At 72.3% G+C, this 25340-nt stretch carries 21 protein-coding genes; 4 read left to right on the top strand and 17 right to left on the bottom strand.

What is annotated here, in order from left to right; all coding sequences use genetic code 11:
* Positions 1-89: 89 nt before the first annotated feature.
* Entirely contained in the window at positions 90-1031 is a 942-nt protein-coding gene (locus WJM95_RS23370) for a 2-hydroxyacid dehydrogenase (protein WP_339131764.1), read from the bottom strand.
* Between the two features lie 75 nt (positions 1032-1106).
* Here WJM95_RS23370 and WJM95_RS23365 point away from each other — a divergent pair, with 75 nt between their 5' ends.
* Both WJM95_RS23365 and WJM95_RS23360 read left to right on the top strand, forming a co-directional pair.
* Complete coding sequence (locus WJM95_RS23365; RefSeq protein ID WP_339131763.1) at positions 1107-2114, top strand: aldo/keto reductase; 1008 nt, start codon at positions 1107-1109, stop codon at positions 2112-2114.
* Positions 2115-2217: 103 nt separating this feature from the next.
* Complete coding sequence (locus WJM95_RS23360; protein ID WP_339131762.1) at positions 2218-3390, top strand: PQQ-dependent sugar dehydrogenase; 1173 nt, start codon at positions 2218-2220, stop codon at positions 3388-3390.
* A 37-nt stretch (positions 3391-3427) separates the two neighbouring features.
* On the opposite strand, the gene WJM95_RS23355 is transcribed toward WJM95_RS23360, so the two are convergent.
* From WJM95_RS23355 to WJM95_RS23285, 15 genes are all read right to left on the bottom strand, one after another.
* Positions 3428-6574: an AAA family ATPase gene (locus WJM95_RS23355; protein WP_339131761.1), complete on the bottom strand. Its 3147-nt coding sequence runs from the start codon at positions 6572-6574 to the stop codon at positions 3428-3430.
* A 299-nt stretch (positions 6575-6873) separates the two neighbouring features.
* Positions 6874-7068, bottom strand: coding sequence for a hypothetical protein (locus tag WJM95_RS23350; RefSeq protein WP_339131760.1), 195 nt, complete (start codon positions 7066-7068; stop codon positions 6874-6876).
* Between the two features lie 188 nt (positions 7069-7256).
* Positions 7257-7853, bottom strand: coding sequence for a hypothetical protein (locus WJM95_RS23345; RefSeq protein ID WP_339131759.1), 597 nt, complete (start codon positions 7851-7853; stop codon positions 7257-7259).
* Between the two features lie 34 nt (positions 7854-7887).
* On the bottom strand, positions 7888-8463 hold the full coding sequence (locus tag WJM95_RS23340) for a GNAT family protein (protein WP_339131758.1): 576 nt from the start codon (positions 8461-8463) through the stop codon (positions 7888-7890).
* A gap of 4 nt (positions 8464-8467) precedes the next feature.
* Positions 8468-10786, bottom strand: coding sequence for an MMPL family transporter (locus tag WJM95_RS23335; RefSeq protein WP_339131757.1), 2319 nt, complete (start codon positions 10784-10786; stop codon positions 8468-8470).
* A 184-nt stretch (positions 10787-10970) separates the two neighbouring features.
* A complete protein-coding gene (locus tag WJM95_RS23330) occupies positions 10971-11552 on the bottom strand; it encodes a hypothetical protein (RefSeq protein WP_339131756.1) in 582 nt (193 codons plus the stop codon).
* A gap of 99 nt (positions 11553-11651) precedes the next feature.
* Complete coding sequence (gatB, locus tag WJM95_RS23325) at positions 11652-13166, bottom strand: Asp-tRNA(Asn)/Glu-tRNA(Gln) amidotransferase subunit GatB (protein ID WP_339131755.1); 1515 nt, start codon at positions 13164-13166, stop codon at positions 11652-11654.
* Between the two features lie 16 nt (positions 13167-13182).
* Positions 13183-13425: a hypothetical protein gene (locus tag WJM95_RS23320; protein ID WP_339131754.1), complete on the bottom strand. Its 243-nt coding sequence runs from the start codon at positions 13423-13425 to the stop codon at positions 13183-13185.
* On the bottom strand, positions 13422-14927 hold the full coding sequence (gene gatA / locus WJM95_RS23315; RefSeq protein ID WP_339131753.1) for an Asp-tRNA(Asn)/Glu-tRNA(Gln) amidotransferase subunit GatA: 1506 nt from the start codon (positions 14925-14927) through the stop codon (positions 13422-13424). The genes WJM95_RS23320 and gatA overlap by 4 nt, the downstream gene beginning before the upstream one ends.
* A 5-nt stretch (positions 14928-14932) precedes the next feature.
* Positions 14933-15229 (bottom strand): Asp-tRNA(Asn)/Glu-tRNA(Gln) amidotransferase subunit GatC, encoded by a 297-nt coding sequence (gene gatC / locus WJM95_RS23310; RefSeq protein ID WP_037622623.1) that lies wholly within the window; start codon positions 15227-15229, stop codon positions 14933-14935.
* Positions 15230-15880: 651 nt separating this feature from the next.
* A complete protein-coding gene (locus WJM95_RS23305; protein ID WP_339131752.1) occupies positions 15881-18112 on the bottom strand; it encodes a bifunctional diguanylate cyclase/phosphodiesterase in 2232 nt (743 codons plus the stop codon).
* A 262-nt stretch (positions 18113-18374) separates the two neighbouring features.
* On the bottom strand, positions 18375-20570 hold the full coding sequence (ligA, locus tag WJM95_RS23300) for an NAD-dependent DNA ligase LigA (protein WP_339131751.1): 2196 nt from the start codon (positions 20568-20570) through the stop codon (positions 18375-18377).
* Between the two features lie 15 nt (positions 20571-20585).
* A complete protein-coding gene (locus WJM95_RS23295) occupies positions 20586-21593 on the bottom strand; it encodes a methionine synthase (RefSeq protein ID WP_339131750.1) in 1008 nt (335 codons plus the stop codon).
* A 30-nt stretch (positions 21594-21623) separates the two neighbouring features.
* Positions 21624-22322 carry an SDR family oxidoreductase gene (locus WJM95_RS23290; RefSeq protein ID WP_339131749.1) on the bottom strand — a complete coding sequence of 233 codons (699 nt, stop codon included), beginning with the start codon at positions 22320-22322 and terminating at the stop codon, positions 21624-21626.
* Between the two features lie 43 nt (positions 22323-22365).
* Positions 22366-22905: a TIGR00730 family Rossman fold protein gene (locus tag WJM95_RS23285; protein WP_339131748.1), complete on the bottom strand. Its 540-nt coding sequence runs from the start codon at positions 22903-22905 to the stop codon at positions 22366-22368.
* Positions 22906-22955: 50 nt separating this feature from the next.
* On the opposite strand from WJM95_RS23285, the gene WJM95_RS23280 reads away from it, so the two are divergent.
* A complete protein-coding gene (locus tag WJM95_RS23280) occupies positions 22956-23279 on the top strand; it encodes a DUF427 domain-containing protein (protein WP_339131747.1) in 324 nt (107 codons plus the stop codon).
* Positions 23280-23343: 64 nt separating this feature from the next.
* On the top strand, positions 23344-24129 hold the full coding sequence (locus WJM95_RS23275; RefSeq protein ID WP_339131746.1) for an alpha/beta hydrolase: 786 nt from the start codon (positions 23344-23346) through the stop codon (positions 24127-24129).
* Between the two features lie 37 nt (positions 24130-24166).
* On the opposite strand, the gene mnmA is transcribed toward WJM95_RS23275, so the two are convergent.
* Positions 24167-25288 (bottom strand): tRNA 2-thiouridine(34) synthase MnmA, encoded by a 1122-nt coding sequence (gene mnmA, locus WJM95_RS23270; RefSeq protein WP_339131745.1) that lies wholly within the window; start codon positions 25286-25288, stop codon positions 24167-24169.
* Positions 25289-25340: the final 52 nt, after the last annotated feature.

Raw genomic sequence — 25340 nt, 5'->3', positions numbered from 1 at the left:
TCCGTGACGACCAGGGACTATGCCGACACGGCCCGCATCCGGAGGACTGCGGAGGGTGTCCGAGGGGACGCGGGGCGGGCGGCGGCCGCTCAGGTGCCGGTGGTAAGGACCACGTTGCGCAGCGGCTCCCGGTTCACGAAACGGGTCAGCTGATCCGCGAGGAGCCGGGTGGCGCGCGGCCGGAACGCCGAGGTCGGTCCCCCGACGTGGGGGCTGAGGAGCAGGCCGGGCGCGTGCCACAACGGGTGGCCCGGGGGCAGCGGTTCGGGGTCGGTGACGTCGAGGGCCGCGGTGATGCGCCCGCTCCCCAGCTCGGCGAGCAGCGCGTCCGTGTCGACGACGGGGCCGCGGGCCACGTTCACCAGGAGCGCGCCGTCCCTCATCCGCGACAGGAAGCCGGCGTCCACCAGGCCGTGGGTGCTGTCGGTGAGCGGCACGGACAGGATGACGACGTCGAACTCGGGCAGCAGGGACGGCAGTTCGGTGAGGGGGCGCACGGGACCGCGCGCCGTGGCACGGGCGGAGCGTGCGACGCGCTCGACCCGCGCGAGCTCGAACGGCGTGAGCCTGTCCTCGATGGCGGACCCGATCGACCCGTATCCCACGATGAGCACGGACCTGTCGGCGAGCGAGGGGCGGAAGCCCGAGCGCCACGCCTGCCTGTCCTGGCCGCGCACGAAGTCGGGGATCCCGCGCAGCGAGGCGAGGACCAGGGCGAGGGTGAGTTCCGCGGTGCTCGCCTCGTGCACCCCGCGGGCGTTGCACAACACCACCCCGGGCGGAAGGGACGTGACGCCCGGCAGGACGTGGTCGACGCCGGCGGAGAGCGTCTGCACCACCCGGAGCGACGTCATTTCGGCCATCGGCCGCAGGGAGACGGCGGGGGGCTTCATGTACGGCACGACGTAGAACGCGCAGTCGGCGGGATCCGCGGGGAACTCCTCGCCCCCGTCCCAGAAGCGGTAGTCGGGGCCCTCGGGCAGTCCGTCGATCTCGTCCGCGTGGAAGGGGAGCCAGACATCGGAAGTCATGGTCAGGAGGTTATGCCAGGCGCTCATGCGCGCAGAGGTTAGGTTGGGGGCCGGCAGAAGGAGGATCACGGCCAGGTGGAGCGCAGAACGATCGGGGCCGCGGCGCTCGATGTGGGGGCGGTCGGACTCGGATGCATGCCGATGAACTGGGCCTACACCGGGTCGCAACAGCGCGGCGAGGAGTCGCTGCGCGCGGTGAACGCGGCACTGGACCGGGGGTCGACGCTGCTCGACACGGCCGACATGTACGGGCCCTTCACCAATGAGCTGCTGCTCGGGCGCGTCCTGAGGGAGCGGCGCTCCGAGGCCTTCGTGTCGACCAAGGTCGGCCTGCTGGTGGGTGATCAGCACCTGGTGGCCAACGGCCGCCCCGGCTATGTGAGACGGGCGTGCGACGCCTCGCTGCGCCGGCTCCAGACGGATGTGATCGACCTCTACCAGTTGCACCGCGCCGACCCGGAAGTGCCGGTCGAGGAGACCTGGGGCGCGATGGCCGAGCTGGTCGCGGCCGGAAAGGTCCGCTCGCTCGGGCTGTGCGCGGTGGGTGCCGGGTCCGGCCGCCGGACGGACGCGCGGCCGCACGACGGAACGATCCGCCTGCTGGAGCGGGTGCAGCAGGTCTTCCCGGTGAGCACCGTGCAGGCCGAGCTGTCGGTGTGGTCGACGGAGGCGCTGGAGGCGCTGCTGCCGTGGTGCGTGGCCCGCGGCGTCGGGTTCCTGGCAGCGATGCCGCTCGGCAACGGCTTCCTGACCGGCACGCTGACCCCGGGCGAGGGCTTCGAGCCCGACGATCCGCGGGCCCGGCATCCTCGCTTCACCGCCGAGATGATGGCCGCGAACCAGCCCATAGTCGTCGGTCTGCGGCGGGTCGCGCGTCGGCACGGGGGCGGTGACCTTCCGGTCACGCCCGCGCAGGTGGCGCTGGCGTGGGTGCTGGCGCAGGGGCCGCACGTGGTCCCGGTGCCGGGGGCCAAGCGGGAGCGCTGGGTCACCGAGAACGCGGGGGCGGCCGGGCTGCGGCTGACGGCCGAGGATCTCTCCGAGGTGGCGCGGCTGCCGGGGGCCCTGGGATCCTGGGACTGAGCAGCGCTTCCGGATCCGGGCGCGGATCTCGTGCCCGGGACCGGGAACCCGTGGAACGCGAGCGGTGTATGAACAGGAGGACCGCCGCTTCGAAGGGACACTGATGGTGCAAGTCCGAACAGTGACAGTCGTGTTGGCTGCGAGCGCGCTTCTGCTGACGGCCGGATGCTCCTCCGGCGGTCCGGGCCCGGCGGGTCCGGACACCTCCGCCGGTACGGGGAGCACGTCGTCGTCGCACGCGTCGTCCGCCCCGAGCGCCTCTGCCCGGCAGACGCCGCCGGCGAAGGGCTCGGTGAAGGTCCTGCGCACCGTCACCGAGGACCTCAACACCCCCTGGGGCCTGGCGCCGCTGCCCGGGGACGGCCTGCTGGTGGCCTCGCGGGACAAGGGGACGATCACCCGGATCGACGAGAAGACCGGCCGCAAGACGCTGCTCGGGGACGTTCCCGGGGTGGCCCCCGCGGGCGAGGGCGGTCTCCTGGGCCTGGCGCTCTCGCCGGACTACGCCTCCGACCACCTGATCTACGCGTATCTGACGACGGCCTCCGACAACCGCATCGTCCGCATGCTCTACGACGGGCGGAAGCCGTCCGGCGAGCAACTGGGCGCGCCGGACACGATCTTCAGGGGCATCCCCAAGGGAGTGATCCACAACGGCGGCCGGATCGCCTTCGGGCCCGACAGGATGCTGTACGCGGGCACGGGCGAAACGGGTGACCGGGGGCTGGCCCAGGACACGAAGTCGTTCGGCGGGAAGATCCTGCGCATGACGCCGGAGGGCGAGCCCGCGCCGGGCAATCCGTTCCCCGACTCGGTGGTGTACTCGTACGGCCACCGCAACGTCCAGGGTCTCGCCTGGGACGACCGACAGCGGCTGTGGGCCTCGGAGTTCGGCCAGGACACCTGGGACGAGCTGAACCAGATCAAGCCCGGCGACGACTACGGCTGGCCCGTGGTGGAGGGCATCGGCCACAACCCCAAGTACCACGATCCCGTGGTCCAGTGGCACACCGACGAGGCCTCCCCCAGCGGGATCGCGTACGCCCAGGGATCCATATGGATGGCGGCGCTCAAGGGGCGGCGGCTGTGGCGCATCCCGTTGGACGGCACCAAGGCGTCCGCGGCTCCCGAGGCCTTCCTGACGGACACGCACGGCCGGCTCCGCACGGTCGTCTCCGCGGGCGGCGACAGGCTCTGGCTGACCACGAGCAACACCGACGGCCGCGGCAGCCCGGTGAAGGGCGACGACCGGATCCTGGAGCTGAAGGTGACGTAGAGGGACGGAGGGGCGGGCAGGACGGAGGGGCGGGCTCTCAGCCCGCCGCCCTGGCGGACGGGCCGCCCGGGGTGATCGTGGCGTCCGGGCGGTCCTCGCCGTCCGGGAAGAGCCGCAGCCTGTGGGCCAGGGCCGCCGCCTCCCCCCGTCCCGAGACGTCCAGCTTGGCCAGGATGTTCGAGACGTGGACGCTGGCCGTCTTCGGCGAGATGAACAGTTCCCCGGCGATCTGGCGGTTGCTGCGGCCCGCGGCGACCAGACGCAGGACATCGCGCTCGCGGCTGGTCAGACCGAACGCGGCCGCGGGGTCGGCGGGGGCGGTACGGGACCGGGCCGGGGCGTGCTCCAGGGTGAGTCGGGCCCGCTGGGCGAGCAGGGCGACGGCCTCGGCGAGCGGACGGGCGCCGAGGTGCCCGGCCGCGGCACCCGCCAGCCTCAGGAGTTCGGCGGCGCGGGCGCGCCTTTCGTCGTCCGCGCCCGAGAGCAGCAGCGCCTCGGCCAGCCGGAGCCTGACCCGGGCGAGGTCGTAGGGGCGCTCCAGCGGTTCGAGGGCCTCGACCACCTCGGACCACTGCTCCGGGCCGCCCGCCCCGTCGGCCCGGCGGAGTTCGGCGCGCAGCCATTCGGCGTGGGCCAGCCAGACGGGCGCTCCGGTGGCCAGGTTCCTCGCGGCCGCCCGGATGCGTGCCATGGTCGGGGCGCGGCCCGGGACGGCGACGGGCAGTCCGCGGGCGTCGGCCTCGGCGGTGACGGCGGCCAGCAGCAGGGGCCAGGCGTAGCGCTGGGTGCCGGGCGGGAAGCCCGCGGCCAGGGCTTCCTCCAGCGCCGCGCGCGCGTCGAGGAAGCGGCCCTCGCCCGCGGCGATGGAGACGGTGGCGCACAGCAGCGGCAGGGAGTGCTGGGGCATCGGGTCATGGGTGCCGAAGTGGCCTCGGGCAGCGGCCAGTTGACGTCCGGCCTCGATGAGGTCGCCGCGGGCCAGGGCGACGAACGCGAGACGGGAGGCGCCCACGCCCGAGGCCTTGCCGCCGAGTCCGATGGCCAGGGCGCTGCGGGCGGCCTCGGCCGCCTCGTCCCAGCGGCCGAGCGCGTACAGCGATTCGGAGAGATTGCCCCAGACCCAGGCCTGGGTGTCCAACAGGCCGTTGCGGAGCGCGAGTTCGATGCCCTCGCGGAGGATGGCGACGGCCTCGCGGGAGCGGCCGACGGACTCCAGATGGGAGGGCAGATTGATGTGCAGCCTGCCCACGACGTACGCGGCGCCCTGGCGGTTGGCCCGCTCCCTGACCCGGTACATCTCCGCGAGCCCGTCCTCGATCTGTCCCGCGTCGACCATCAGGCCGCCGAGGGTGAGCCGGGCGTTCAGCTCGGTGTCCCTGGCGCCCACCATCCGCGCGTACTCCACGGCCCGTTCGGCCGCGGACAGGGCACCGTGGCCCGGCTGGTGCACCATGCACCAGGCGGCGACCATCGACAGGACCTCGGCGTGCACCTCGGAGGGCGGCAGACCGCGCACCAGGTCCTGGGCGGTGGCGAGTTCCTTCCAGCCGTCGCCGCGGACCTGGGCCTGGACGAGCCGGGACCGCTGGACCCAGAACCAGGCGGCGCGCAGCGGGTCGCCCTCGTCCTGAAGGAGGTGCAGCGCCCGCTTGGTCGTCCTCAGGGCGCGTTCGCGTTCCCCGCACAGCCGGCCCGCGACGGCGGCCTCGGCCATCAGGTCGAGGTAACGCAGGGGCTTGGCCGCGGAGTCGCGGCCGTCCGGGTCCTGCCCGCACTCCTGCGGCGGCGGGGGCGGGTATGCCTCCACGTAGTCGATGGGGCGCAGTCCGGCCCTTACGGTGTCGGGGACCGCCTCCCAGAGCTCCATCGCCCGTTCCAGGAGCCGCAGTTGCTCGGCGTGGGCGTGCCGGCGGCGGGCCTCGACCGAGGCGTCGAGGACGGCGGGCAGGGCCTTGGCGGCGTCATGGGCGTGGTACCAGTAGCTGGCCAGCCGGGTCACGCGCTCGTCGGCCGGCACGAGCGCCGGGTCGGCCTCAAGGGCCTCGGCGTAGCGGCGGTTGAACCGGGAGCGCTCGCCGGGCAGCAGATCGTCGCTGACGGCCTCGCGCACCAGGGAGTGGCGGAAGCGGTAGCCGTCGCCGCCGGGCGTCGCGATGAGGATGTTGGCGCCGACGCAGGCGCGCAGGGCCTCGATGAGGTCGTCCTCGGCGAGCAGGGCCACGGCGGCGAGCAGGGAGTACTCGACGGTGCTGCCGCCCTCGGCGACGGTCCGGGCGACGCGCTGGGCGCTCTCGGGCAGCCCTTCGACGCGGACGAGGAGCAGGTCGCGCAGGGTGTCCGTGAGTCCGGTGGGACAGCCCTCGCGTGCGGCGACGGCCAGTTCCTCGACGAAGAACGCGTTGCCGTCGGAGCGGGCGAAGATCTCGTCGGCCTGGGCGGTGTCGGGTTCGCGGGCGAGGATGCCGGCGATCTGGCGGCCGACCTCGGCCCGGTTGAAGCGGCCCAGTTCGATGCGGCGGACGGTACGGAGCCGGTCGAGCTCGGCGAGCAGGGGGCGCAGCGGGTGGCGGCGGTGGATGTCGTCGGCGCGGTAGGTGGCGATCACGACGAGGCGGCCGGCGCGCAGCGTGCGGAAGAGGTAGGCGAGCAGATGGCGGGTCGAGGCGTCGGCCCAGTGCAGGTCCTCCAGCACGAGCACGACCGTGCGGTCCGCGGCGACCCGTTCCAGCAGGCGGGCGGTGAGCTCGAAGAGGCGGGCCGTGCCGTCCTCCTCGTACTGCCTGCCCCTGCTGGTCTGCGCGAGTTCGGGGAGCAGACGGGCGAGTTCCTCCTCCTGTCCGGCGGCCGCGGCGGCGAACTCGTCGGGCAGGGTGCGGCGCAGGGCGCGCAGGGCGGTGGAGAAGGGGGCGAAGGGCAGGCAGTCGGCGCCGATCTCGACGCAGCCGCCGCAGGCCACGACGGCACCCTCGCGGGTGGCGGTCGCGGCGAACTCCTCCAGGAAGCGGGTCTTGCCGACGCCGGCCTCGCCGCCGAGCAGGAACGCCTGGGGCTCTCCCCCGGTGCCGGGCGCCTCGGAGGCGCCGCCCGCGGCGGCGCGGGTGAGCGCGTCGCGCAACACCTCCAGTTCGTCGGCGCGTCCGACGAACACCGGGCTGACGGACCTGGTCTCCACGGGCCCGAGCATGGCACAGGCGTCCGGCGGGGCGGCAGCGCTTATCGGGACGACGGGCGGCACCGGCCCGACCGCCAGAACCCCGCTACGCCTGCCCTCCCGGCCGCCGCTACGCCTGCCGTCCCGGCCTCCGCCGCCGGCGAGCCGGTCGACGGCGTCCGTGCGTCCCTCGGTTCCGCCCGCCGTCCGGCTGCCCTCCTCGGCCGTCCGGAGCGTGGCGGGTGGGAGGCGGACGACCGCCTTGGGAGCGGCGTCCCCCGCACCCCGTGGAGGGCCGGACGGTGTCCGGCCCTCCACGGGTGCCCCGGCGCTCACGCGGTGCGGGCGAACCGGTGCCGACGGGGACGGCCGCCATGGGCCCGTTCCTCGGCGTCTTCCTGTGCGGTCCTGCGGGCGGCGCGGCGCGCGGCCCGGCGGCCGGACACGGCCTCCCTGGCGAGCCGGTGGCTCCGGGCCTGGCGGATCAGTTCCTCGGACCGCATGCGGTGCAGCTCGTACTCGAACATCTCGTACCCCTGGTGGAGAGTCGGTTTCGGTCTCGCCCTTCGGCGATGCCTCAACCTTCGTCTCCCAGGGGGGTGCCTCACATCGGGAGAGTTCCGCATCTTGGGAACGCGAAGGGCCTTAGGGCGGCGGCCGTTTTCCGGCGCCGGCCCTAAGGCCCCTCAGAGTCGTCCCGGTTTCCGGGGTGGGGTCAGCTGGTGGACGGCAGTCCGAGGAGGACGTCCGAGTACTTGGCGACCGCGAGCACCAGCCCGACGACGCCGAGCGACACGCCCGCCCAGGCGACGGACTTGATCCAGGCGGCCTGCGGCCTGCCGGGGGCGCCGAACGCGGGCCGGACCAGCACGAAGACGCCGACGATCAGCGCGGCCAGGGCGAACAGGCCGCCGATCAGCGCGGTAGTCGCCCAGGCGTCGCCGTAGACCGCCTTGACCTGCGCGGCGACGCTCGCGGTGGAGGAGGTACGGAGCTGGCCGACCAGGGTCTCGCGGGCGGCGGCCACGGTGGCGACCCAACTGCCGGTCAGCGACACCACGCCGAGCCCGGCGGACACGACGGCCGCGGCCCCCTGGCCGACACCGGCGTCCCGTCCCTCGGCGCCGACGGGGTTCTCGTCCCGCTCGCCCTGCCCGTCGAGGTCCTCGACGGCCTCGTCCCGCTCCTCGGTCGCGGTCTCCTCGCCGGTCACCGCGGCCGGGCCGGCCTCGGTGACGTCCACGGTCCGCTCGTCGCGCTTCGCCTCGGTACCGGTCTCGGCCCCGGTCTCGTCAACTGTCTTGGTTCCCATGCGCGCACCGTACGGACGCTGTCTGAGAGGTTCCTTAATGATCGTCGCGGGCCGTGTCCCCGCGGGCGGCACGCCACTCGGGGGCGAGCACGGACCACACCTCCACGTCGTGCCGCACGCCGTGGTGGAGGTGCTTCTGGCGCAGCACGCCGTCCCGCCTCATGCCGAGGCGGCGGGCCACGTTCAGGCTCGGGACGTTGCCCGCCGCGGCGACCCACTCCACCCGGTTGATCCCGCGCTCCTCGACGGCCCAGTCGACGAGGATCCGCATCGCGCGGGTCACCAGACCGCGTCCGGAGGCGGCGGGTTCCAGCCAGCAGCCGACCTCGCAGTTGCCCTGATCGGCGTCGAAGTTCAGGAAGAGGACACCGCCGACGAGCTTCCCGTCCAGCCAGAGGCCGTGCAGGGACCCCGTGCCGGCGGCGCGCATGTCGGCGTACCTCTGGAGCTGCGCCCGCGCGGACGGCACGTCCGTGGACCGGGCGCCGAAGGGGATGAACCGCCCGATGAACTCGCGTCCGCGGTCCAGGTGTGCGAGGAACTCCTCGGCGTGCCAGGGCTCCAGGGGCCGCAGCTCCGCTCCGTCGTCGCCCAGGGATATGGCGTACATCCCGTCACCGCTCCTTCGTCGTCACATCCGTCGCCCCGGAGTCGGTCGCCCCGGCGTCCCGCGCCTTTGCGTCCACGGCTCCGGCGTCCGCCGCCGCGCGGCCCAGTACGTCGGCCGCCTCGGCGTCCGTGGCCTCGGCCAGCCTCTCATGCGCGGCCCGGCACTCGGGCGGCTCGATGCTGATGCGCGGCAGCCTCTTGTCGAGTGCGCGGGGCAGCCACCAGTTGGCGTCGCCGAGCAGGTGCATGAGGGCGGGGACCAGGAGCGTGCGCAGGACGAAGGCGTCCAGGGCGACGGCCGAGGCGAGGGCGATGCCGAACATCGCGATGACGCGGTCCCCGCTGAGCACGAAGGCGAGGAAGACCGAGATCATGATGACGGCGGCGGAGTTGATCACGCGGCTGGTCTCGGCGAGGCCGACCCGGACGGCGCGCCGGTTGTCACCGGTCTCCAGCCACTCCTCGTACATCCGGCTGACCAGGAAGACCTGGTAGTCCATGGAGAGCCCGAAGAGCACCGACACCATGATCACGGGCAGGAACGGCTCGATCGGGCCGGCGCGGCCGAGGCCGAGCAGTTCGCTCCCCCAGCCCCACTGGAAGATCGCGACGACGACCCCGAAGGCGGCGGCGACGGCGGCGATGTTCATGACCGCCGCCTTGAGCGGGATGCCGATGGAACGGAACGCGAGCAGCAGCAGGACACAGCCGAGGCTGATCACCACGCCGACGAAGAGCGGGAGCTTGCCGATGATGACACCGGCGAAGTCGTCGTAGCTCGCCGTCACACCGCCGACCTGTACGTCGAGACCGGTGCCCGACTCGGCGCGCGGCAGCACCTCGGTGCGCAGCCGGTCGACGAGGTCGCTGGTCTTCTGGGACTGCGGGGCGGAGTCCGGGACGACGGTGAGGAAGGCGGTGTCGCCGGAGCTGTCGTACGTCACCGGGGTCGCCGAGGCGACACCCTGGGTGGACCGCAGAGTGGTGTCCAGGTTGTCCAGGGCGAGCCTGTCCTCGGCGCCGCCGACCTTGGTGACGAGGGTCAGGGGTCCGTTCAGGCCGGGTCCGAAGCCCTCCGAGATCCGGTCGTAGGCCTGCCGGGTCGTCGTGCCCTTCGGGTCGTTGCCCTGGTCGGAGGTGCCCAGGTGGAGGGAGAACGTGGGGAGGGCGAGCACGGCCATGACGACGACGGCGACGACGCCGAGCAGCTTGGGGTGGCGCTCCACGAAGGCGGACCAGCGGGCGGCGAACCCGGTGGCCATCTCGGGCTCGGGACCGTGCTCCTCGAGCCGCCGGCGCTCGCGGCGGCTGAGCGCGCGCGGTCCGATGAACGACAGCAGCGCGGGCAGCAGGGTCACGGAGGCCGCGACGGTGAGGACGACGGTCAGGGAGGCGGCGATCGCCACGCCGTTGAGGAAGCTGAGCCGCAGGATGAGCATGCCGAGCAGGGCGATGCAGACGGTGGCCCCGGCGAAGACGACCGCGCGGCCGGTGGTGGCCACGGCGTTCTGCGCCGCCTCGGCCACCGACAGCCCGCGTTTGAGGCCACGCCGGTGTCTGGTCACGATGAACAGCGCGTAGTCGATCCCGACGCCGAGGCCGACCAGCATGCCGAGCATGGGGGCGAAGTCGGCGACGGTCATGGCGTGCCCGAGGAGCTCGATGCCGAAGTACGCCGTGCCGACGCCGATCAGGGCGGTGGCGATGGGCAGCATGGAGGCGGCGAGCGAGCCGAAGGCGAGGAAGAGGACCACGGCGGCCACGGCCACGCCGACGATCTCGGCGGTGTGCCCGCCGGAGGGCTTCGTCAGAGCGATGGCGGTGCCGCCCAGCTCGACGTCGAGCCCCTTGGCCTCGGCGGCCTTCGCGGTGCTGACGACGGCCTGGACCTCGCCCTTGTCGAGGTTCTCGGCCCGGTCGGCGAAGGTGACGGTCGCGTACGCCGTCCGGCCGTCCTGGCTGATCCGCCCCGCCGCGTCGGTCCGGCCCGAACCCTGGTGGCTGTACGGGCTGTCGACCGAGGCCACTCCGGGCAGCTTCTCGACCTTGTCGAGGGTCTGGGTCATGGTCTGTTCGACGTCGGCCGAGCGCACGGTGCCCGAGCCGGTGTGCCAGACGATCGTGTCGCTGTCGCCGCCGAGGCCGGGGAAGCCCTTGTTCAGGAGCTGCGTCGCGTGGCCCGACTCGGTGCCGGGGACCTCGTAGTCGTTGGAGTACGCGGAGCCCGTCACGGCAGCGGCGGCGGTGACGCCGCCGAAGGCCAGAAGCCAGAGCAGAACGGCGACGAGGCGATGCTGAACGCACCACCGTGCAAGGGCTGCCACGAGCGAGCTCCCTGGGGGGATTTGTGGATCTTTATCGGGAACTGCCCGCAAAGAACGCATGACTAATGCGTCATCACTCTTGCAGTCGGAAATGATCCTTTGTCGCATTCGTGGGCTTACTCACAGGACTGCGACCGAGGTCACAGCGGTTTCACGTGGCCTCTGTCACCCCATCGGCCGCACCTCAGTCCAGCTGGTCACCCACAGCCATGACCATCACACCGGCGATCATCAGAAACAGCGCCCGCCCGGTGCGGCCCTTGGCGCCGAGCACCGACGCTCCCGCACACAGGACGGCGCCCGAGGCATAGGAGAGGGGTACGAGAACCGTTCCGGAGACGGAGGTGCGCATCACCGACGCGGCGAGTCCGGCGACGGTGAGCAGGGCTCCCGTCCCGGCGGCGATCCAGCGGGCCCGGCGCGCCTCGGGGTCGCGATCCTCGTCACCCGGGTCGTCGTCGCTCTCTTCCTCGCCGCTCCCTTCCTCGCCGCCCGTTCCCTCGGCGTCGGGACCGACCGGGGTCGGGTCCTCGGCATCGGGGTCGGCGGGGGTGGGGTCCTCGGCGTCGGGGGCGGCTGGGGTGAGGGTGGGGGTGGGGGTGGGGGTCTCGGCGTCGGGCTCCGGTGGGGTCCGGGTCTCGCTGTCGCGGGTCTCGCCGTCTCGGATCTCGCTGTCGCGGGTCTCGCGATCGCCGGTCTCGCGGTCCCGCGTCGTACGGTCGTGCGTCGTACGGTCGTGCGGCTTGGAGTCGGTGCTTCCACTCATGGCGCGGGAGCGTAGCGCGTTGACCTGAGCACGCCGACACAGACCCCGGGGGGTGCACCGGTCGCGGCGCACCCCCCGGGGTGTGGGAAAACCCGGACCTCAGCCCTCGGAGACGCCCAGCTTCTCCAGGATGAGCTCCTTGACGCGAGCCGCGTCGGCCTGACCGCGGGTGGCCTTCATGACCGCGCCGACCAGCGCGCCGACGGCCTGGACCTTGCCGCCGCGGATCTTGTCGGCGATGCCGGCGTTCCCCGCGATGGCCTCGTCGACGGCGACGGTGAGCGCGCCCTCGTCCGAGACGACCTTCAGACCGCGCTTGTCGACGACCTCGTCCGGGGTGCCCTCGCCGGCGAGGACGCCCTCGATGACCTGACGGGCCAGCTTGTCGTTCAGGTCACCGGCGGTGACCAGCTCGGACACCCGGGCGACCTGGGCCGGGGTGATCGGCAGGTCCTCCAGGGCCTTGCCCGACTCGTTGGCGCTGCGGGCCAGCTCGCCCATCCACCACTTGCGGGCGGAGGTGGAGTCGGCACCGGCCTCGATCGTCGCGACGATCGAGTCGATCGCGCCGGCGTTGAGCATCGACTGCATGTCGTGGGCGTTGACGTCCCACTCCTCGCGCAGCCGGTTGCGGCGGGCCAGCGGCTGCTCGGGCAGCCCGGCGCGCAGCTCCTCGACCCAGTCGCGGGACGGAGCGACGGGGACGAGGTCGGGCTCCGGGAAGTACCGGTAGTCCTCCGCCTCCTCCTTCACGCGGCCCGAGGTCGTGGACCCGGTGTCCTCGTGGAAGTGGCGGGTCTCCTGGATGATCGTGCCGCCGGAGTTCAGCACCGCGGCGTGGCGCATGATCTCGAAGCGGGCGGCACGCTCGACGGAACGCAGCGAGTTGACGTTCTTCGTCTCGGAGCGCGTACCGAACTTCTCCCGCCCGTGCGGACGCAGCGACAGGTTCACGTCGCAGCGCATCTGGCCCATCTCCATGCGGGCGTCCGACACGCCGAGCGCCCGGATGAGCTCGCGCAGTTCGGCGACGTACGCCTTGGCGACCTCGGGGGCCCGCTCGCCCGCGCCCTCGATCGGCTTGGTGACGATCTCGATGAGGGGGATGCCCGCGCGGTTGTAGTCGAGCAGGGAGTGCGAGGCGCCGTGGATGCGGCCGGTGGCACCGCCGACGTGCGTCGACTTGCCGGTGTCCTCCTCCATGTGGGCGCGCTCGATCTGGACGCGGAAGACCTCGCCGTCCTCCAGCTGGACGTCCAGATAGCCGTTGAAGGCGATCGGCTCGTCGTACTGGGAGGTCTGGAAGTTCTTCGGCATGTCCGGATAGAAGTAGTTCTTCCGGGCGAAGCGGCACCATTCGGCGATCTCGCAGTGCAGCGCGAGGCCGATCTTGATGGCGGACTCGACGCCGGTCGCGTTGACGACCGGGAGGGCGCCGGGCATGCCGAGGCAGGTCGGGCAGGTCTGCGAGTTGGGCTCGGCGCCCAGCTCGGTCGAACAGCCGCAGAACATCTTCGTCTTGGTGCCGAGTTCGACATGGACTTCGAGGCCCATGACGGGGTCGTACGACGCGAGCGCGTCCTCGTACGACACCAGGTCGGTCGTGGTGGTCACGGTGAAAACTTCCCTCTCAGCCCAGCAGGACGTCGTCGTCGCCCAGGCGCTTGAGCTCCCGGTAGAGGATGGCGAGGCCTGTGACGATGGCGGCGGCGGACACGGCCGCGTCGATGAGGCGCAGCGTGTCGTGTTCCTTGCGGGCCTTCTTGACCTGCTTGGCGACACCGAAGGCACCGAACGCCGTGCCGGCGATGGACAGATACGTGCCGGACTTGGACTTCTTGAAGCCCTTGGCCTTGGACATTGCCTTGCTCACAGCGACGGAGCCTCCTCAAGCAGCGGGTGCCCCCACTTTTCCACGAAGGCGGCCTCGACGGCGGCTCCGACCTTGTACAGACGGTCGTCCTTCAGCGCCGGGGCGATGATCTGGAGTCCGACCGGGAGGTTGTCCTCCGGGGCGAGACCGCAGGGCAGCGACATCGCGGAGTTGCCGGCCAGGTTGGTCGGGATGGTGCACAGGTCCGCGAGGTACATCGCCATCGGGTCGTCGGCGCGCTCGCCGATCGGGAAGGCGGTGGTGGGCGTGGTCGGGGAGACGATCACGTCGACCTGCTCGAACGCCTTGTCGAAGTCGCGCGAGATGAGCGTACGGACCTTCTGGGCGCTGCCGTAGTACGCGTCGTAGTAGCCGGAGCTGAGCGCGTACGTGCCGAGCATGACGCGGCGCTTGACCTCGGGGCCGAAGCCGGCCTCGCGGGTGAGGGCGGTGACGTCCTCGGCGGAGCGCGTGCCGTCGTCGCCCGACCGCAGGCCGTAGCGCAGGCCGTCGAAGCGGGCGAGGTTGCTGGAGCACTCGGACGGGGCGATCAGGTAGTACGCGGAGAGCGCCAGGTCGAAGGACGGGCAGTCCAGCTCGACGATCTCGGCGCCCAGTTCCTTCAGCAGCTCGACGGACTCGTCGAAGCGCTGGATGACACCGGCCTGGTAGCCCTCGCCGCGGAACTGCTTGACGACACCGACGCGCATTCCCGCGACGCTGCCGTTGCGGGCGGCCTCGACGACCGGCGGGACCGGGGCGTCGATGGAGGTGGAGTCGAGCGGGTCGTGCCCGGCGATGACCTCGTGCAGGAGGGCGGCGTCGAGGACCGTACGGGCGCAGGGGCCGCCCTGGTCGAGGGAGCTGGAGAACGCCACCATGCCGTAGCGGGAGACCGCGCCGTACGTCGGCTTGACGCCGACCGTGCCGGTGACGGCGGCCGGCTGGCGGATGGAGCCGCCGGTGTCGGTGCCGATGGCGAGGGGCGCCTGGTACGAGGCGAGGGCCGCGGAGGAGCCGCCGCCCGAGCCGCCGGGGATCCGGGTGAGGTCCCAGGGGTTGCCGGTCGGACCGTACGCGCTGTTCTCGGTCGAGGACCCCATGGCGAACTCGTCCATGTTGGTCTTGCCGAGGATGACGACGTCGGCGGCCTTGAGCCGCTTGGTGAGGGTCGCGTCGTACGGCGGGATCCAGCCTTCGAGGATCTTGGAGCCGACGGTGGTCGGGATGCCCTCGGTGGTGAAGATGTCCTTGAGCGCGAGCGGGACGCCGGCGAGCGGGCCGAGCTTCTGGCCGGCCTCCCGCTTGGCGTCCACGGCGCGCGCCTGGGCGAGGGCGCCCTCGCGGTCGACGTGCAGGAAGGCGTGCACCTTCTCGTCGACGGCCTCGATCCGCGCGAGGTGGGCCTCGGTGACCTCGACCGCCGTCAGCTCGCCCGCGGCGATCTTCTCGGCGGTCTCGGCGGCGGTGAGCTTGATGATGTTGACGTTGGTGTCCGTCATGGTGATTAGTCCTCCCCCAGGATCTGCGGCACCTTGAAACGCTGCTGCTCCTGGGCCGGGGCGCCGGAGAGCGCCTGCTCGGGGGTGAGCGACGGACGGACCTCGTCCACGCGCATGACGTTCGTCAGCGGCAGCGGATGAGAGGTCGGCGGTACGTCTTGGTCGGCGACCTCGCTGACGCGGGCGACCGCGCCGATGATGTCGTCCAGCTGGCCTGCGAAGTGGTCGAGCTCTTCGCCCTTCAGCTCCAGACGCGCCAGCCGTGCGAGGTGGGCGACCTCCTCGCGCGTGATGCCAGGCATGCAGCGATCCTCTGGGGTGAGTGCGGTGTGGTTTGGCCCAATCCTATGGGGCCCGGCCCCATGCCCGCGCCCGGGTTTGCCGCCGCCCGCCCCGGCCCCGCCCAAACCGACGTCTCCGGCACGACCGTCCCGCCGCTACGGCGTCCCGGCGCCGGGGACGTACCGCGGGTCGACTCGGCCTGCGGCCGGAGGTCTCCCACCCACGCACCACCCGTGACCCCCGACGCCCAGCCGAGCTCTCCCCAGGAGGGTCCCCCACCATCGGCGGCCACCGGGCCCGTGCGACGAACCGGTCCGCCGCCGACGGCGAGACGCCCGAACGGGCGACGCCGGCTTCTCGGGAGGGGTTGAACGGGCGGTGCGCGGGCGGGAAACGCCCGGCCGCAGGCCGGAAAGACCACCCGCCGCCAACGGCGCGACACCCGAACGCGAGAGCCCGACTTCCCGGCGAACGGCGAACGGGCGGAGCGCGGGCGGGAAACGCCCGGCCGAAAGCCGGAAAGACCACCCGCCGCCAACGGCGCGACACCCGAACGCGAGAGCCCGACTTCCCGGCGAACGGGCGTTGCGCGGGCGGGAGACGGCCGGCCGCAGGCCGGGAAGTGGGCTGGCGGCCGCAGGCCGGGAAACCGGGGCCGACCCGGGCGAGGGTTACTCGGCGGCCGGGAGCGCGGCTCGGGGGCGCTGCCAGCCACGGACACCCCGGGCGAGCAGCCACGCCGTGGCCTCCTCCGGCGGCATCGCCGCGGCGACGAGCCACCCCTGGACGGCGTCACACCCCAGATCCCGCAGCCGCTCCCACGTCTCGTCGTCCTCGACCCCCTCCGCCACGACGAGAAGCCCCAGCGAATGGGCGAGATCGAGAGTGCACCGCACGATCTCGGCGTCCTCGGCGTCCACGGCGAGCCGCGCCACGAACGAGCGGTCGATCTTCAGCTCGCTGACCGGCAGCCGGCGCAGATGGACCAGGGAGGAGTACCCGGTGCCGAAGTCGTCCAGCGACATCTTCACTCCGTGCCCGGTCAGCGCCGCGAGGGTGTCGGCGGCACGCTGCGGGTCCTCCAGCAGCACATGCTCCGTTATCTCCAGTTGGAGCGCTCCCGCGGGAACTCCGTGCCGGGCCAGACGGGCGGCGACGGCGCCGGCGAACCCCGGCGTGTGGACGTCACGCGGCGACACGTTGACCGCGACGGGAACGTACAGCCCCTGCGCCCGCCAGCGGGCGACCTGCCCGAGCGCCGTCTCCAGGACGTACTCGGTGAGGTGGGGCATCAGCCCGGACGACTCGGCGATGGCGATGAACTCGTCCGGCGGGACCTTGCCGCGCTCGGGATGCACCCACCGCACCAGCGCCTCGAGACCCGCCACCTGCCCGTCGAAGCGGACCTTGGGCTGGTAGTGCAGTTCGACGTCACCGGTGTCCAGGGCCCGGCGCAGATCGCCGAGCAGACCGAGCCGGTCGGGCGTGTTGGAGTCCCGCTTGGACTCGTACACCTCGACGCCCGTACGGTCACGCTTCGCCTGGTACATCGCGATGTCGGCGAGACGGAGCAGCCCCTCCGCGTCGAGCGCGTGGTCGGGGAAGACGGCGAGCCCGGCGCTGGCCTCCAGGACGAGGGTGAGTCCGTCCAGGTCGAGCGGCGAGCCGAGGGTGGCGACCAGATTGCGGGCGACCCGGGTGGCCGAGGTGGTGGAGTCGACGACCGGCAGTAACACGGCGAACTCGTCACCTCCGAGCCGCGCGGCCTCCGCCCCGCGCGGCAGGGCCAGCCGCAGCCGCTCGGCTATCTGGAGGAGCAGCCGGTCCCCGGCGAGGTGTCCCAGCGTGTCGTTCACCGAACGGAAGCGGTCGAGGTCGATGAGCATGAGGGCGGAGCGGGCGCCGATACGCTCGGCGTCGTCCAGTGCCGTCCACGTCCGCTCCAGCAGCCACTGACGGTTCGGCAGTCCGGTCAGGGGGTCGCGCAGTTGTTCCTCGGCCCGTGCCCGGGCTATCCACAGGGTGGAGTCGAGGGCGATCAGCGGGATCGAGAACAGCGGCAGCAGGGTCGGCTGGGCCATCGCGACGACACAGACCAGCGGGGCGATGCCGAGCAGTGCCACGGCCACCAGACCGTGCCGGACCAGGGCAGTACGGGCGACGGTCGGCAGGCCGCCGCCCGGGGTGTTGAGGTACCAGAGCAGGACGCGGGTGACGGCGAGATAGGCGCCGGCGACCAGCACCAGCTGGGGGGCGGTGTAGAAGGTCCAGGTGGCGGGGGCCCAGGGCGTCTCGACGCTCGGGAACCGCCCGAACGCGGCGAGGACCAGGGCTCCGGCGCCGATGCCGAGGATGTCGGCGGCGCCGTGCAGGATGCCCTGGCGCCAGCGGTTGCGGCGGGCCATGCCCACCAGGACCACGACGGTGAGGCTGACCATGCCGGCCGGGACCCAGCCGTACAGCAGCAGGACCGCGAGGGTGAGCGCGGCGCCGGAACCGGTGCCGCCCCACCAGCGGGCCCGGCCGAGCGCGACCAGGTGACCGACGATGACACCGGTCAGCAGCGCCAGGGCCCAGCCGACGGTGCCGCACGGGAAGAGCGCGTGGTGACCGCTGAACGCGCGGTAGAAGCCGGCGCCCAGGACGAACGCGGCGGTGGCCACGACCGCCGACGGCAGTGCGGGCCAGGACGGTTGCCGTTCGGGGTCCTGGCCCGGCAGGCCGGTGTCGCGTGCGGCGGTGAGGGTGCCGGGGACGGCGGTCGGGGCGAACGGTGCGGCGCCGGGCCCGGTCCGGGCCTGGCGTTCCGAAGGCCGTCCCGTCCGCAGGCCGGTCAGCCATGCGCCGGTCGTCCGGCGCAGGCGCAGCCGTGAGTCGGGAGCGGCGCTCTCGGTCGGTTCCATTCCCGTCCCTCTCACTGCCGGCGGTGCCCACGCGACACGATCCGTTGCCGGCGACGACTGCCAGCGGTGTCGCGTCGGAAAACCCTTCCTGCCGGCTCGCGCCGAGCGGAAGGATGCGCCGACCGCGGCCGGGCACGGGGGGCGCACACGTCAACAGTAGGCCGCGGAAGGCTTCCACGGGCAGCGGTCGCCGACGGTTGCCCGAATGCGCCCTGGTCACCCGTATGGAGACGATTTGCGCCGAACGGGTGGACCTGTGCCCCTATTCCTCGATCGGAAGCGCGGCCTCCGCCGCCGCGTCCGGACCCTGCTCCAACAGGACGGCGAAGCCCTCCTCGTTCAGGACAGGAACCTTCAACTGCATCGCCTTGTCATACTTCGAGCCGGGATTGTCGCCCACCACAACGAAGGATGTCTTCTTCGAAACAGATCCGGTCACCTTTGCTCCACGGCTCTGGAGCTCCTCCTTCGCCCCGTCCCGTGTGTGGTGTTCGAGCGTGCCCGTGACCACGACGGTGAGGCCTTCGAGCGGACGCGGTCCCTCGTCCTCGCCCGCGCCCTCGTCCTCCATCCGGACGCCGGCCGCCTTCCACTTGCGGACGATCTCGCGGTGCCAGTCCTCGGCGAACCATTCCTTGACCGAGGTCGCGATGATCCCGCCGACCCCGTCGACCGCGGCGAGTTCCTCCTCGGTGGCCTGCTCGATGCGGTCGACGGAACGGAACTCGCGGGCCAGCGCCTCGGCGGCCACCGGGCCCACGTGGCGGATCGAGAGCCCGTTGAGGAACCGGGCGAGCGGTCGCGTCCGCGCCTCGGCGATCTTCTCCAGCAGGGCAAGCGTGTTCTTCTTCGGCTCACCTTTCTGGTTGGCGAAGACCGTGACGACCTTCTCCTCACCGGTCTTCGGGTCCCGCTTGGGCAGGCCGCTGACCTGGTCGAGGACGTACGCCTTGATCGGGAGCAACTGCTCGACGGTGAGGTCGAAGAGGTCGCCCTCGTCGACCAGCGGCGGGGCCACGGGCTCCAGCGGGCGGGTCAGCGCCGCGGCGGCCACGTCACCGAAGTGGTCGATGTCCAGGCACTCCCTGCCCGCGAGATAGGAGACGCGCTCTCTCAACTGGGCCGGGCAGGAACGGCCGTTGGGGCAGCGCAGATCGATGTCGCCTTCCTTCATGGCGCGCAGCGGCGTACCGCACTCGGGGCACTCGGCCGGCATCACGAACTCCCGCTCGCTGCCGTCGCGCAGGTCGGCGACCGGTCCGAGGATCTCGGGGATGACGTCACCGGCCTTGCGCAGCACCACGGTGTCCCCGATGAGGACGCCCTTGGCCTTCACCACCTCCTGGTTGTGCAGGGTGGCGAACTCGACCTCGGAGCCCGCGACCGTCACCGGCTCGACCTGCGCGTACGGGGTGACCCGGCCCGTACGGCCCACGCCGACGCGGATGTTGACCAGCTTGGTGTTGACCTCCTCGGGCGCGTACTTCCAGGCGATCGCCCAGCGGGGTGCGCGCGCGGTGGAGCCGAGCCTGCCCTGGAGGGGGATCTCGTCGAGCTTGACGACCACGCCGTCGATCTCGTGCTCCACGGAGTGGCGGTTCTCGCCGTAGAACGCGATGAACTCCCGTACGCCGTCGAGGTCGTCGACCACCTTGGCGTACCGGGTGGTCGGCAGTCCCCAGGAGTGCAGCAGGCCGTAGGCCTCGGAGAGCCGGCCCAGACCCTCGAACCCCTCCAGGGCGCCGATGCCGTGGACGACCATGTGGAGCGGCAGCGTCGCGGTGACCTTGGGGTCCTTCTGACGCAGCGAACCCGCCGCCGAGTTGCGGGGGTTGGCGTACGGCTTCTCGCCGGCCTCCACGCGACGGGAGTTGAGCCCTTCGAACTCCTCCATCGGGAAGTAGACCTCGCCGCGGATCTCGACGAGCCGGGGAACGTGATCACCCTTCAGGCGGTGCGGGATCTCCGCGATCGTCATGACGTTGGGGGTGATGTCCTCACCGGTCCGGCCGGTTCCCCGGGTGGCCGCGCGGGTGAGCCTGCCGTCCTCGTACGTCAGGTTCACGGCGAGGCCGTCGACCTTGAGTTCGCACAGGAAGTGGTAGTCGGACGAACCCACGTCCTTGGCCACACGGGTGGCCCAGGCCGCGAGCCCCGCGTCGTCGAAGACGTTGTCGAGGGAGAGCATGCGCTCGCGGTGCTCGACCTCGGCGAGATCGGTCTCGTACTCGACGGCGACCTTCTGGGTCGGCGAATCCGGTGTCCGCAGTTCCGGGTACTCGTCCTCGAGCGCTTCGAGCGAACGCAGGAGCGTGTCGAACTCCGCGTCACTGATGACGGGAGCGTCCTTCGCGTAGTACCGGAAGCGGTGCTCCTCGATCTGCTCAGCGAGCTGCGCGTGCTTCTCCCGTGCCTCGGCGGGTACCGATGTGGGCTCTGCGTGCTCTTCGCCGGCCACCGTTGTGTCCTCCCGTTACTCTGGGTTGTCCGCGAGGGATCTCGCCGCCCGGACGCAGTGGGCCAGCGCCCTGCGCGCGAAGTCGGGGGAGGCCCCCGCGAGTCCGCACGACGGAGTGAGCGTGACCGCCTCCGCCAGAAGACCCGGCCGCAGCCCCAGACTGCGCCACAGCGTCCTGACACCCATGACGCTACCGGCAGGGTCCGACAATGGGACGTCCACGCCGGGGACGACACCGGCGAACAGCCGCGTACCGCCCTCGACCGCCTCGCCGATCGCCTCGTCGTCACGTTCGGTGAGGAGGGAGAAGTCGAAGGAGACCCCTGCCGCGCCCGCACGGCGCAGCAGGGCGAAGGGGACGTCGGGCGCGCAGCTGTGGACGACGACGGGACCGCCCGCGTTCACGGCGACGATGTCGCGGAGCGTGGCCTCGGCGATCTGGCGGTCCACCGCGCGGTGGGTGCGGTAACCGCTGGCGGTGGGCACGGCGCCGCGGAGCACGGCGACCAGGGAGGGTTCGTCGAGCTGGAGGACGACCCGGGCCCCGGGGATCCGCCGGCGCACCTCGTCGAGGTGGATGCGCAGGCCCTCGGCGAGTGATCCGGCAAGGTCGCGGCAGGCGCCGGGGTCGGAGAGCGCGGACTCGCCGTTCCTCAGCTCCAGTGCGGCGGCCAGGGTCCAGGGGCCGACGGCCTGCACCTTGAGGGGGCCCTCGTAGCCCTGGGTGAACTCCTCCAGGGCGTCGAGGTCCTCCCCCAGCCACGACCGGGCCCGCCTGGTGTCGCGGCCCGGCCGGTCCCCGAAGCGCCAGCCGCTGGGCTCCACGCGCGCGAACAGCTCGACGAGCATCCCCGCGGTCCGGCCGATCATGTCCGCCCCGGGCCCGCGTGCGGGCAGTTCGGGGAGGAAGGGGAAGTCCTCGAAGGAACCGGTGACGGTCTTGGCGGTCTCCCGCGCGTCACCGCCCGGCATGGACCCGATCCCGGTGGCGGCGCCGAACCTGAACTCGCTGTTTTCGCTCACCCCGGAAGCCTACGGAATCCCGCGTCCGCCTCAGCCTCCCGGGCGCACCGTCAGATCGTTGACCTCGGCGTCCCGGGGCAGGTCGAGCGCCATCAGGATGGTCGTGGCCACCGACTCGGGGTCGATCCACTTCGAGGCGTCGTACGCCTTGCCCTCCTGCTGGTGGACCTTGGCCTGCATGGGGCTTGCGGTGCGGCCCGGGTAGACGGAGGTCACCCGGACCCCGGCCGCGTGCTCCTCGTGGCGCAGGGAGTCGGCGAGGGCCTTCAGGCCGTGCTTGGAGGCGGCGTAGGCGGACCAGTCGGCGTGGGCGCTCAGGCCGGCACCGGAGTTGACGAAGATCACGTGCCCCTGGGAGACGCGCAGCTGGGGCAGGAAGTGGCGGGTCAGCTCGGCGGGGGCGATCAGGTTGACGTTGAGCTGATGGCGCCAGGACTTCGGGGTCAGTTCTCCGACCGGGCCGAGGTCGACCACGCCCGCGATGTGCAGCAGGGAGTCGACCCGGCCGGGGAGCGCCTGGTGCGAGAACGCCCAGGAGAGCTTGTCGGGGTCCGCCAGGTCGCCGACGAGGGTCTTCGCGCCGGGGAACGCGGCGGCCAGCTCCTTCGCGCGGCCGGCGTCGCGCGCGTGGAGCACGAGTTCGTCCCCGCGCGCGTGCAGACGGCGGGCGACGGCCGCGCCGATGCCGGAACCGGCCCCGGTGATCACATGTGTAGCCATGGACGCCATGCTCGCATCACCGGAGGCCGGCCACCGACCAGGTGCCGGTGTCTCAGACGGTGCCGGTGCTCTCCTCCAGGTAGGCCAGCGCGCCCACCGGCTCCTCGGCGAAGAACACCAGGTCGGTGAGCGGAACCGGCAGGAAGCCCTCGGCGTCCATCCGCAGGAACTGCTCCCTGAGCCCGTCGTAGAAACCGGCCGTGTTGAGCAGGACCACCGGCTTGTCGGTCTTCCCGTGCTTCTTCAGCTCCAGGATCTCGGTCGCCTCGTCCAGGGTGCCGGTGCCTCCGACCATGACGACCACCGCGTCGGCCTTCGCCAGGAGCAGCGCCTTGCGCTCGGCCAGGTCGCGCGCGACGACCATCTCGTCGGCGCCGGGGCGCGCCTTGGCGGCGAGGAACTCCACGGAGACGCCCACCAGCCGTCCGCCCGCCTCCTGCACTCCGTCGGCGACGACCTTCATCAGCCCAACGTCGGAGCCGCCCCACACGAGGGTGTGGCCGCCCTTGCCGAGGAGTTCGGCGAACTCCCGCGCGGGGCGCGTGTAGCGGTCGTCGAGGTCGGCGGCGGAGAGGAAGACACAGATGTTCATGGCTTCACGGTACGCGGGAACGAATCGGGGCCCGCGAGCGCTTTCCGAGTATGGCTGAAGGACACACGATCACCATCGAGCGGGAAGCGCGGCACGTCCGCGTCGTGCACGGCGGACAGGTCCTGGCGGAGAGCGACCGCCCCCTGGTGCTGCGCGAGACGGGCTGTCCGGTGCGCTACTACCTCCCGCCCGAGGACGTCAGACTGGATCTGCTGACGCCCTCCGACACCCACACGTACTGCCCGTTCAAGGGCACCGCGTCCTACTGGTCCCGTCCCGGCGCCGCCGACCTGGTGTGGGCCTATCCCGATCCCAAGCCCGATGTCGCCGAGATCAGGGACCACCTCTGCTTCTACGAGACGGACGTGTCCTGAGATCCGGCCGGGCGCGGGCGTGGTGACACGACGAGTTCCCGCCGACCCGGCAGTCTCTTCGGACATGGACAAGAAGACGATCTCGCGCGACGGCACCACGATCGCGTACGAACGGCACGGTGAGGGCCCCGCGGTCGTCCTGGTCGGGGGCGCCATGTGCACGGGCGCCACGCTGGCGCCCCTCGCCGAGGCCCTCTCGGACCGCTTCGCCGCGGTCACCTACGACCGGCGTGGCCGCGGCGGCAGCGGTGACACGGCACCGTTCGCGGTGGCCCGTGAGGTCGAGGACATCGCGGCGCTGATCGAGGTCTGCGGGGGCGGCGCGGCGCTGTACGGCATCTCCTCGGGAGGCGCGCTGGCCCTGGAGGCGGCGATGAGCGGGCTGCCCGTCCGCGAGGTCGCGGTCTACGAGACGCCGTTCGCCGTCGACGAGACGGCGGGCAGGCGGCGGACGGAGTACACCCGGCGGCTGACCGAACTGCTCGGGCAGGACCGGCGCGGCGAGGCGGTCGAGCTGTTCCTGGCCCTCGTGGGCACACCCCCGGAGATGATCGCCGGGGTGCGCATGTCCCACGCCTGGCCCGGCATGGAGGCCCTCGCGCCGACCCTGGCGTACGACGACGCCGCGATGGGCGAGAACCGGGTGCCCCGGGAACGGCTGGCCGCGCTCTCCGTGCCGCTGCTGTCGGTCGCGGGCGACGCGAGCCCCGCGTGGATGCGCGAGGCGGCCCGGACCGTCGCGGAGGCGGCGCCGAAGGGGTCGTACCGCACGCTGGCGGGGCAGACCCACATGGTCGATCCCGTGGCGCTCGCCCCGGTCCTGGCGGAGTTCTTCGGCACGGACGCCTAGGCCGGCCCGTCGGCCCGGCCCGGGGCGTGTCCGGCTCCTAGACGTCCGCCGTCGCGCGGGTGGTCGTCGCGATCGTCGCCGAGCCGACCACGCGGGTGTCGTCGTACAGGACGATCGCCTGGCCGGGGGCGACACCGCGGACCGGCTCGGTGAAGGTGACCCGCAGTTCGCCGTCCACCAGCTCGGCGTTCACCTCGGTCTCGCCGCCGTGGGCGCGGAGCTGGGCGGTGTAGGTGCCGGGGCCGGTGGGGGCCGCGCCGCACCAGCGGGGCTTGATCGCGGTCAGCGCGGACACGTCCAGGGAGGCGGCCGGGCCCACGGTGACCGTGTTGTTCACCGGCGAGATGTCGAGGACGTAGCGGGGCTTGCCGTCGGCGGCCGGGGTGCCGATGCGCAGTCCCTTGCGCTGGCCGATCGTGAAGCCGTACGCGCCCTCGTGGGTGCCGATCCTGAGGCCGGCCTCGTCGACGATGTCGCCCTCGGCCTTGCCGAGCCGGTCCGCGAGGAAGCCCTGGGTGTCGCCGTCGGCGATGAAGCAGATGTCGTGCGAGTCCGGCTTCTTGGCGACGGCCAGGCCCCGCCGCTCGGCCTCGGCGCGGATCTCGTCCTTGGTGGTGACCGTGTCGCCGAGCGGGAACAGCGCGTGGGCGAGCTGGCGGTCGTCCAGGACACCGAGGACGTACGACTGGTCCTTGGCCATGTCGGAGGCCCGGTGCAGCTCGCGCGTGCCGTCCTCGCGGACGATCACCTGCGCGTAGTGGCCGGTGCAGACCGCGTCGAAGCCCAGCGCGAGCGCCTTGTCCAGCAGGGCGGCGAACTTGATCTTCTCGTTGCAGCGCAGGCAGGGGTTCGGGGTGCGCCCGGCCTCGTACTCGGCGATGAAGTCCTCGACGACGTCCTCGCGGAAGCGCTCGGCGAGGTCCCAGACGTAGAACGGGATGCCGATGACGTCGGCGGCCCGGCGGGCGTCGCGCGAGTCCTCGATGGTGCAGCAGCCGCGCGCTCCGGTCCGGAACGACTGCGGGTTCGCCGAGAGGGCGAGGTGAACGCCCGTCACGTCGTGCCCTGCCTCGGCGGCACGGGCGGCGGCTACGGCGGAGTCCACTCCGCCCGACATGGCGGCGAGGACGCGGAGGGGGCGCTGCGAGGTGTCAGTCATAACCCCTCCAGGGTACGGGGCCGCGGGAACCGGAACCCGCGAGTATCCGTTG

Origin of the sequence: Streptomyces sp. f51 (genome assembly GCF_037940415.1) — a bacterium.
Classification (GTDB): Bacteria; Actinomycetota; Actinomycetes; order Streptomycetales; family Streptomycetaceae; genus Streptomyces.
This window is presented reverse-complemented; position numbering and strand designations above follow the sequence as displayed.

Excerpts from the sequence above, each read along its gene's own strand:
- WJM95_RS23280 (WP_339131747.1), top strand. The coding sequence starts at position 22,956 with ATGGCTGAAGGACACACGATCACCATCGAGCGGGAAGCGCGGCACGTC.
- WJM95_RS23330 (WP_339131756.1), bottom strand. The coding sequence starts at position 11,552 with ATGAGTGGAAGCACCGACTCCAAGCCGCACGACCGTACGACGCACGAC.
- WJM95_RS23340 (WP_339131758.1), bottom strand. The coding sequence starts at position 8,463 with ATGTACGCCATATCCCTGGGCGACGACGGAGCGGAGCTGCGGCCCCTG.
- WJM95_RS23350 (WP_339131760.1), bottom strand. The coding sequence starts at position 7,068 with ATGTTCGAGTACGAGCTGCACCGCATGCGGTCCGAGGAACTGATCCGC.
- WJM95_RS23345 (WP_339131759.1), bottom strand. The coding sequence starts at position 7,853 with ATGGGAACCAAGACAGTTGACGAGACCGGGGCCGAGACCGGTACCGAG.
- WJM95_RS23290 (WP_339131749.1), bottom strand. The coding sequence starts at position 22,322 with ATGGCGTCCATGGCTACACATGTGATCACCGGGGCCGGTTCCGGCATC.
- WJM95_RS23275 (WP_339131746.1), top strand. The coding sequence starts at position 23,344 with ATGGACAAGAAGACGATCTCGCGCGACGGCACCACGATCGCGTACGAA.
- gatA (WP_339131753.1), bottom strand. The coding sequence starts at position 14,927 with ATGACGGACACCAACGTCAACATCATCAAGCTCACCGCCGCCGAGACC.
- mnmA (WP_339131745.1), bottom strand. The coding sequence starts at position 25,288 with ATGACTGACACCTCGCAGCGCCCCCTCCGCGTCCTCGCCGCCATGTCG.
- WJM95_RS23360 (WP_339131762.1), top strand. The coding sequence starts at position 2,218 with ATGGTGCAAGTCCGAACAGTGACAGTCGTGTTGGCTGCGAGCGCGCTT.
- gatC (WP_037622623.1), bottom strand. The coding sequence starts at position 15,229 with ATGCCTGGCATCACGCGCGAGGAGGTCGCCCACCTCGCACGGCTGGCG.
- WJM95_RS23305 (WP_339131752.1), bottom strand. The coding sequence starts at position 18,112 with ATGGAACCGACCGAGAGCGCCGCTCCCGACTCACGGCTGCGCCTGCGC.
- WJM95_RS23355 (WP_339131761.1), bottom strand. The coding sequence starts at position 6,574 with ATGCTCGGGCCCGTGGAGACCAGGTCCGTCAGCCCGGTGTTCGTCGGA.
- WJM95_RS23370 (WP_339131764.1), bottom strand. The coding sequence starts at position 1,031 with ATGACTTCCGATGTCTGGCTCCCCTTCCACGCGGACGAGATCGACGGA.
- WJM95_RS23285 (WP_339131748.1), bottom strand. The coding sequence starts at position 22,905 with ATGAACATCTGTGTCTTCCTCTCCGCCGCCGACCTCGACGACCGCTAC.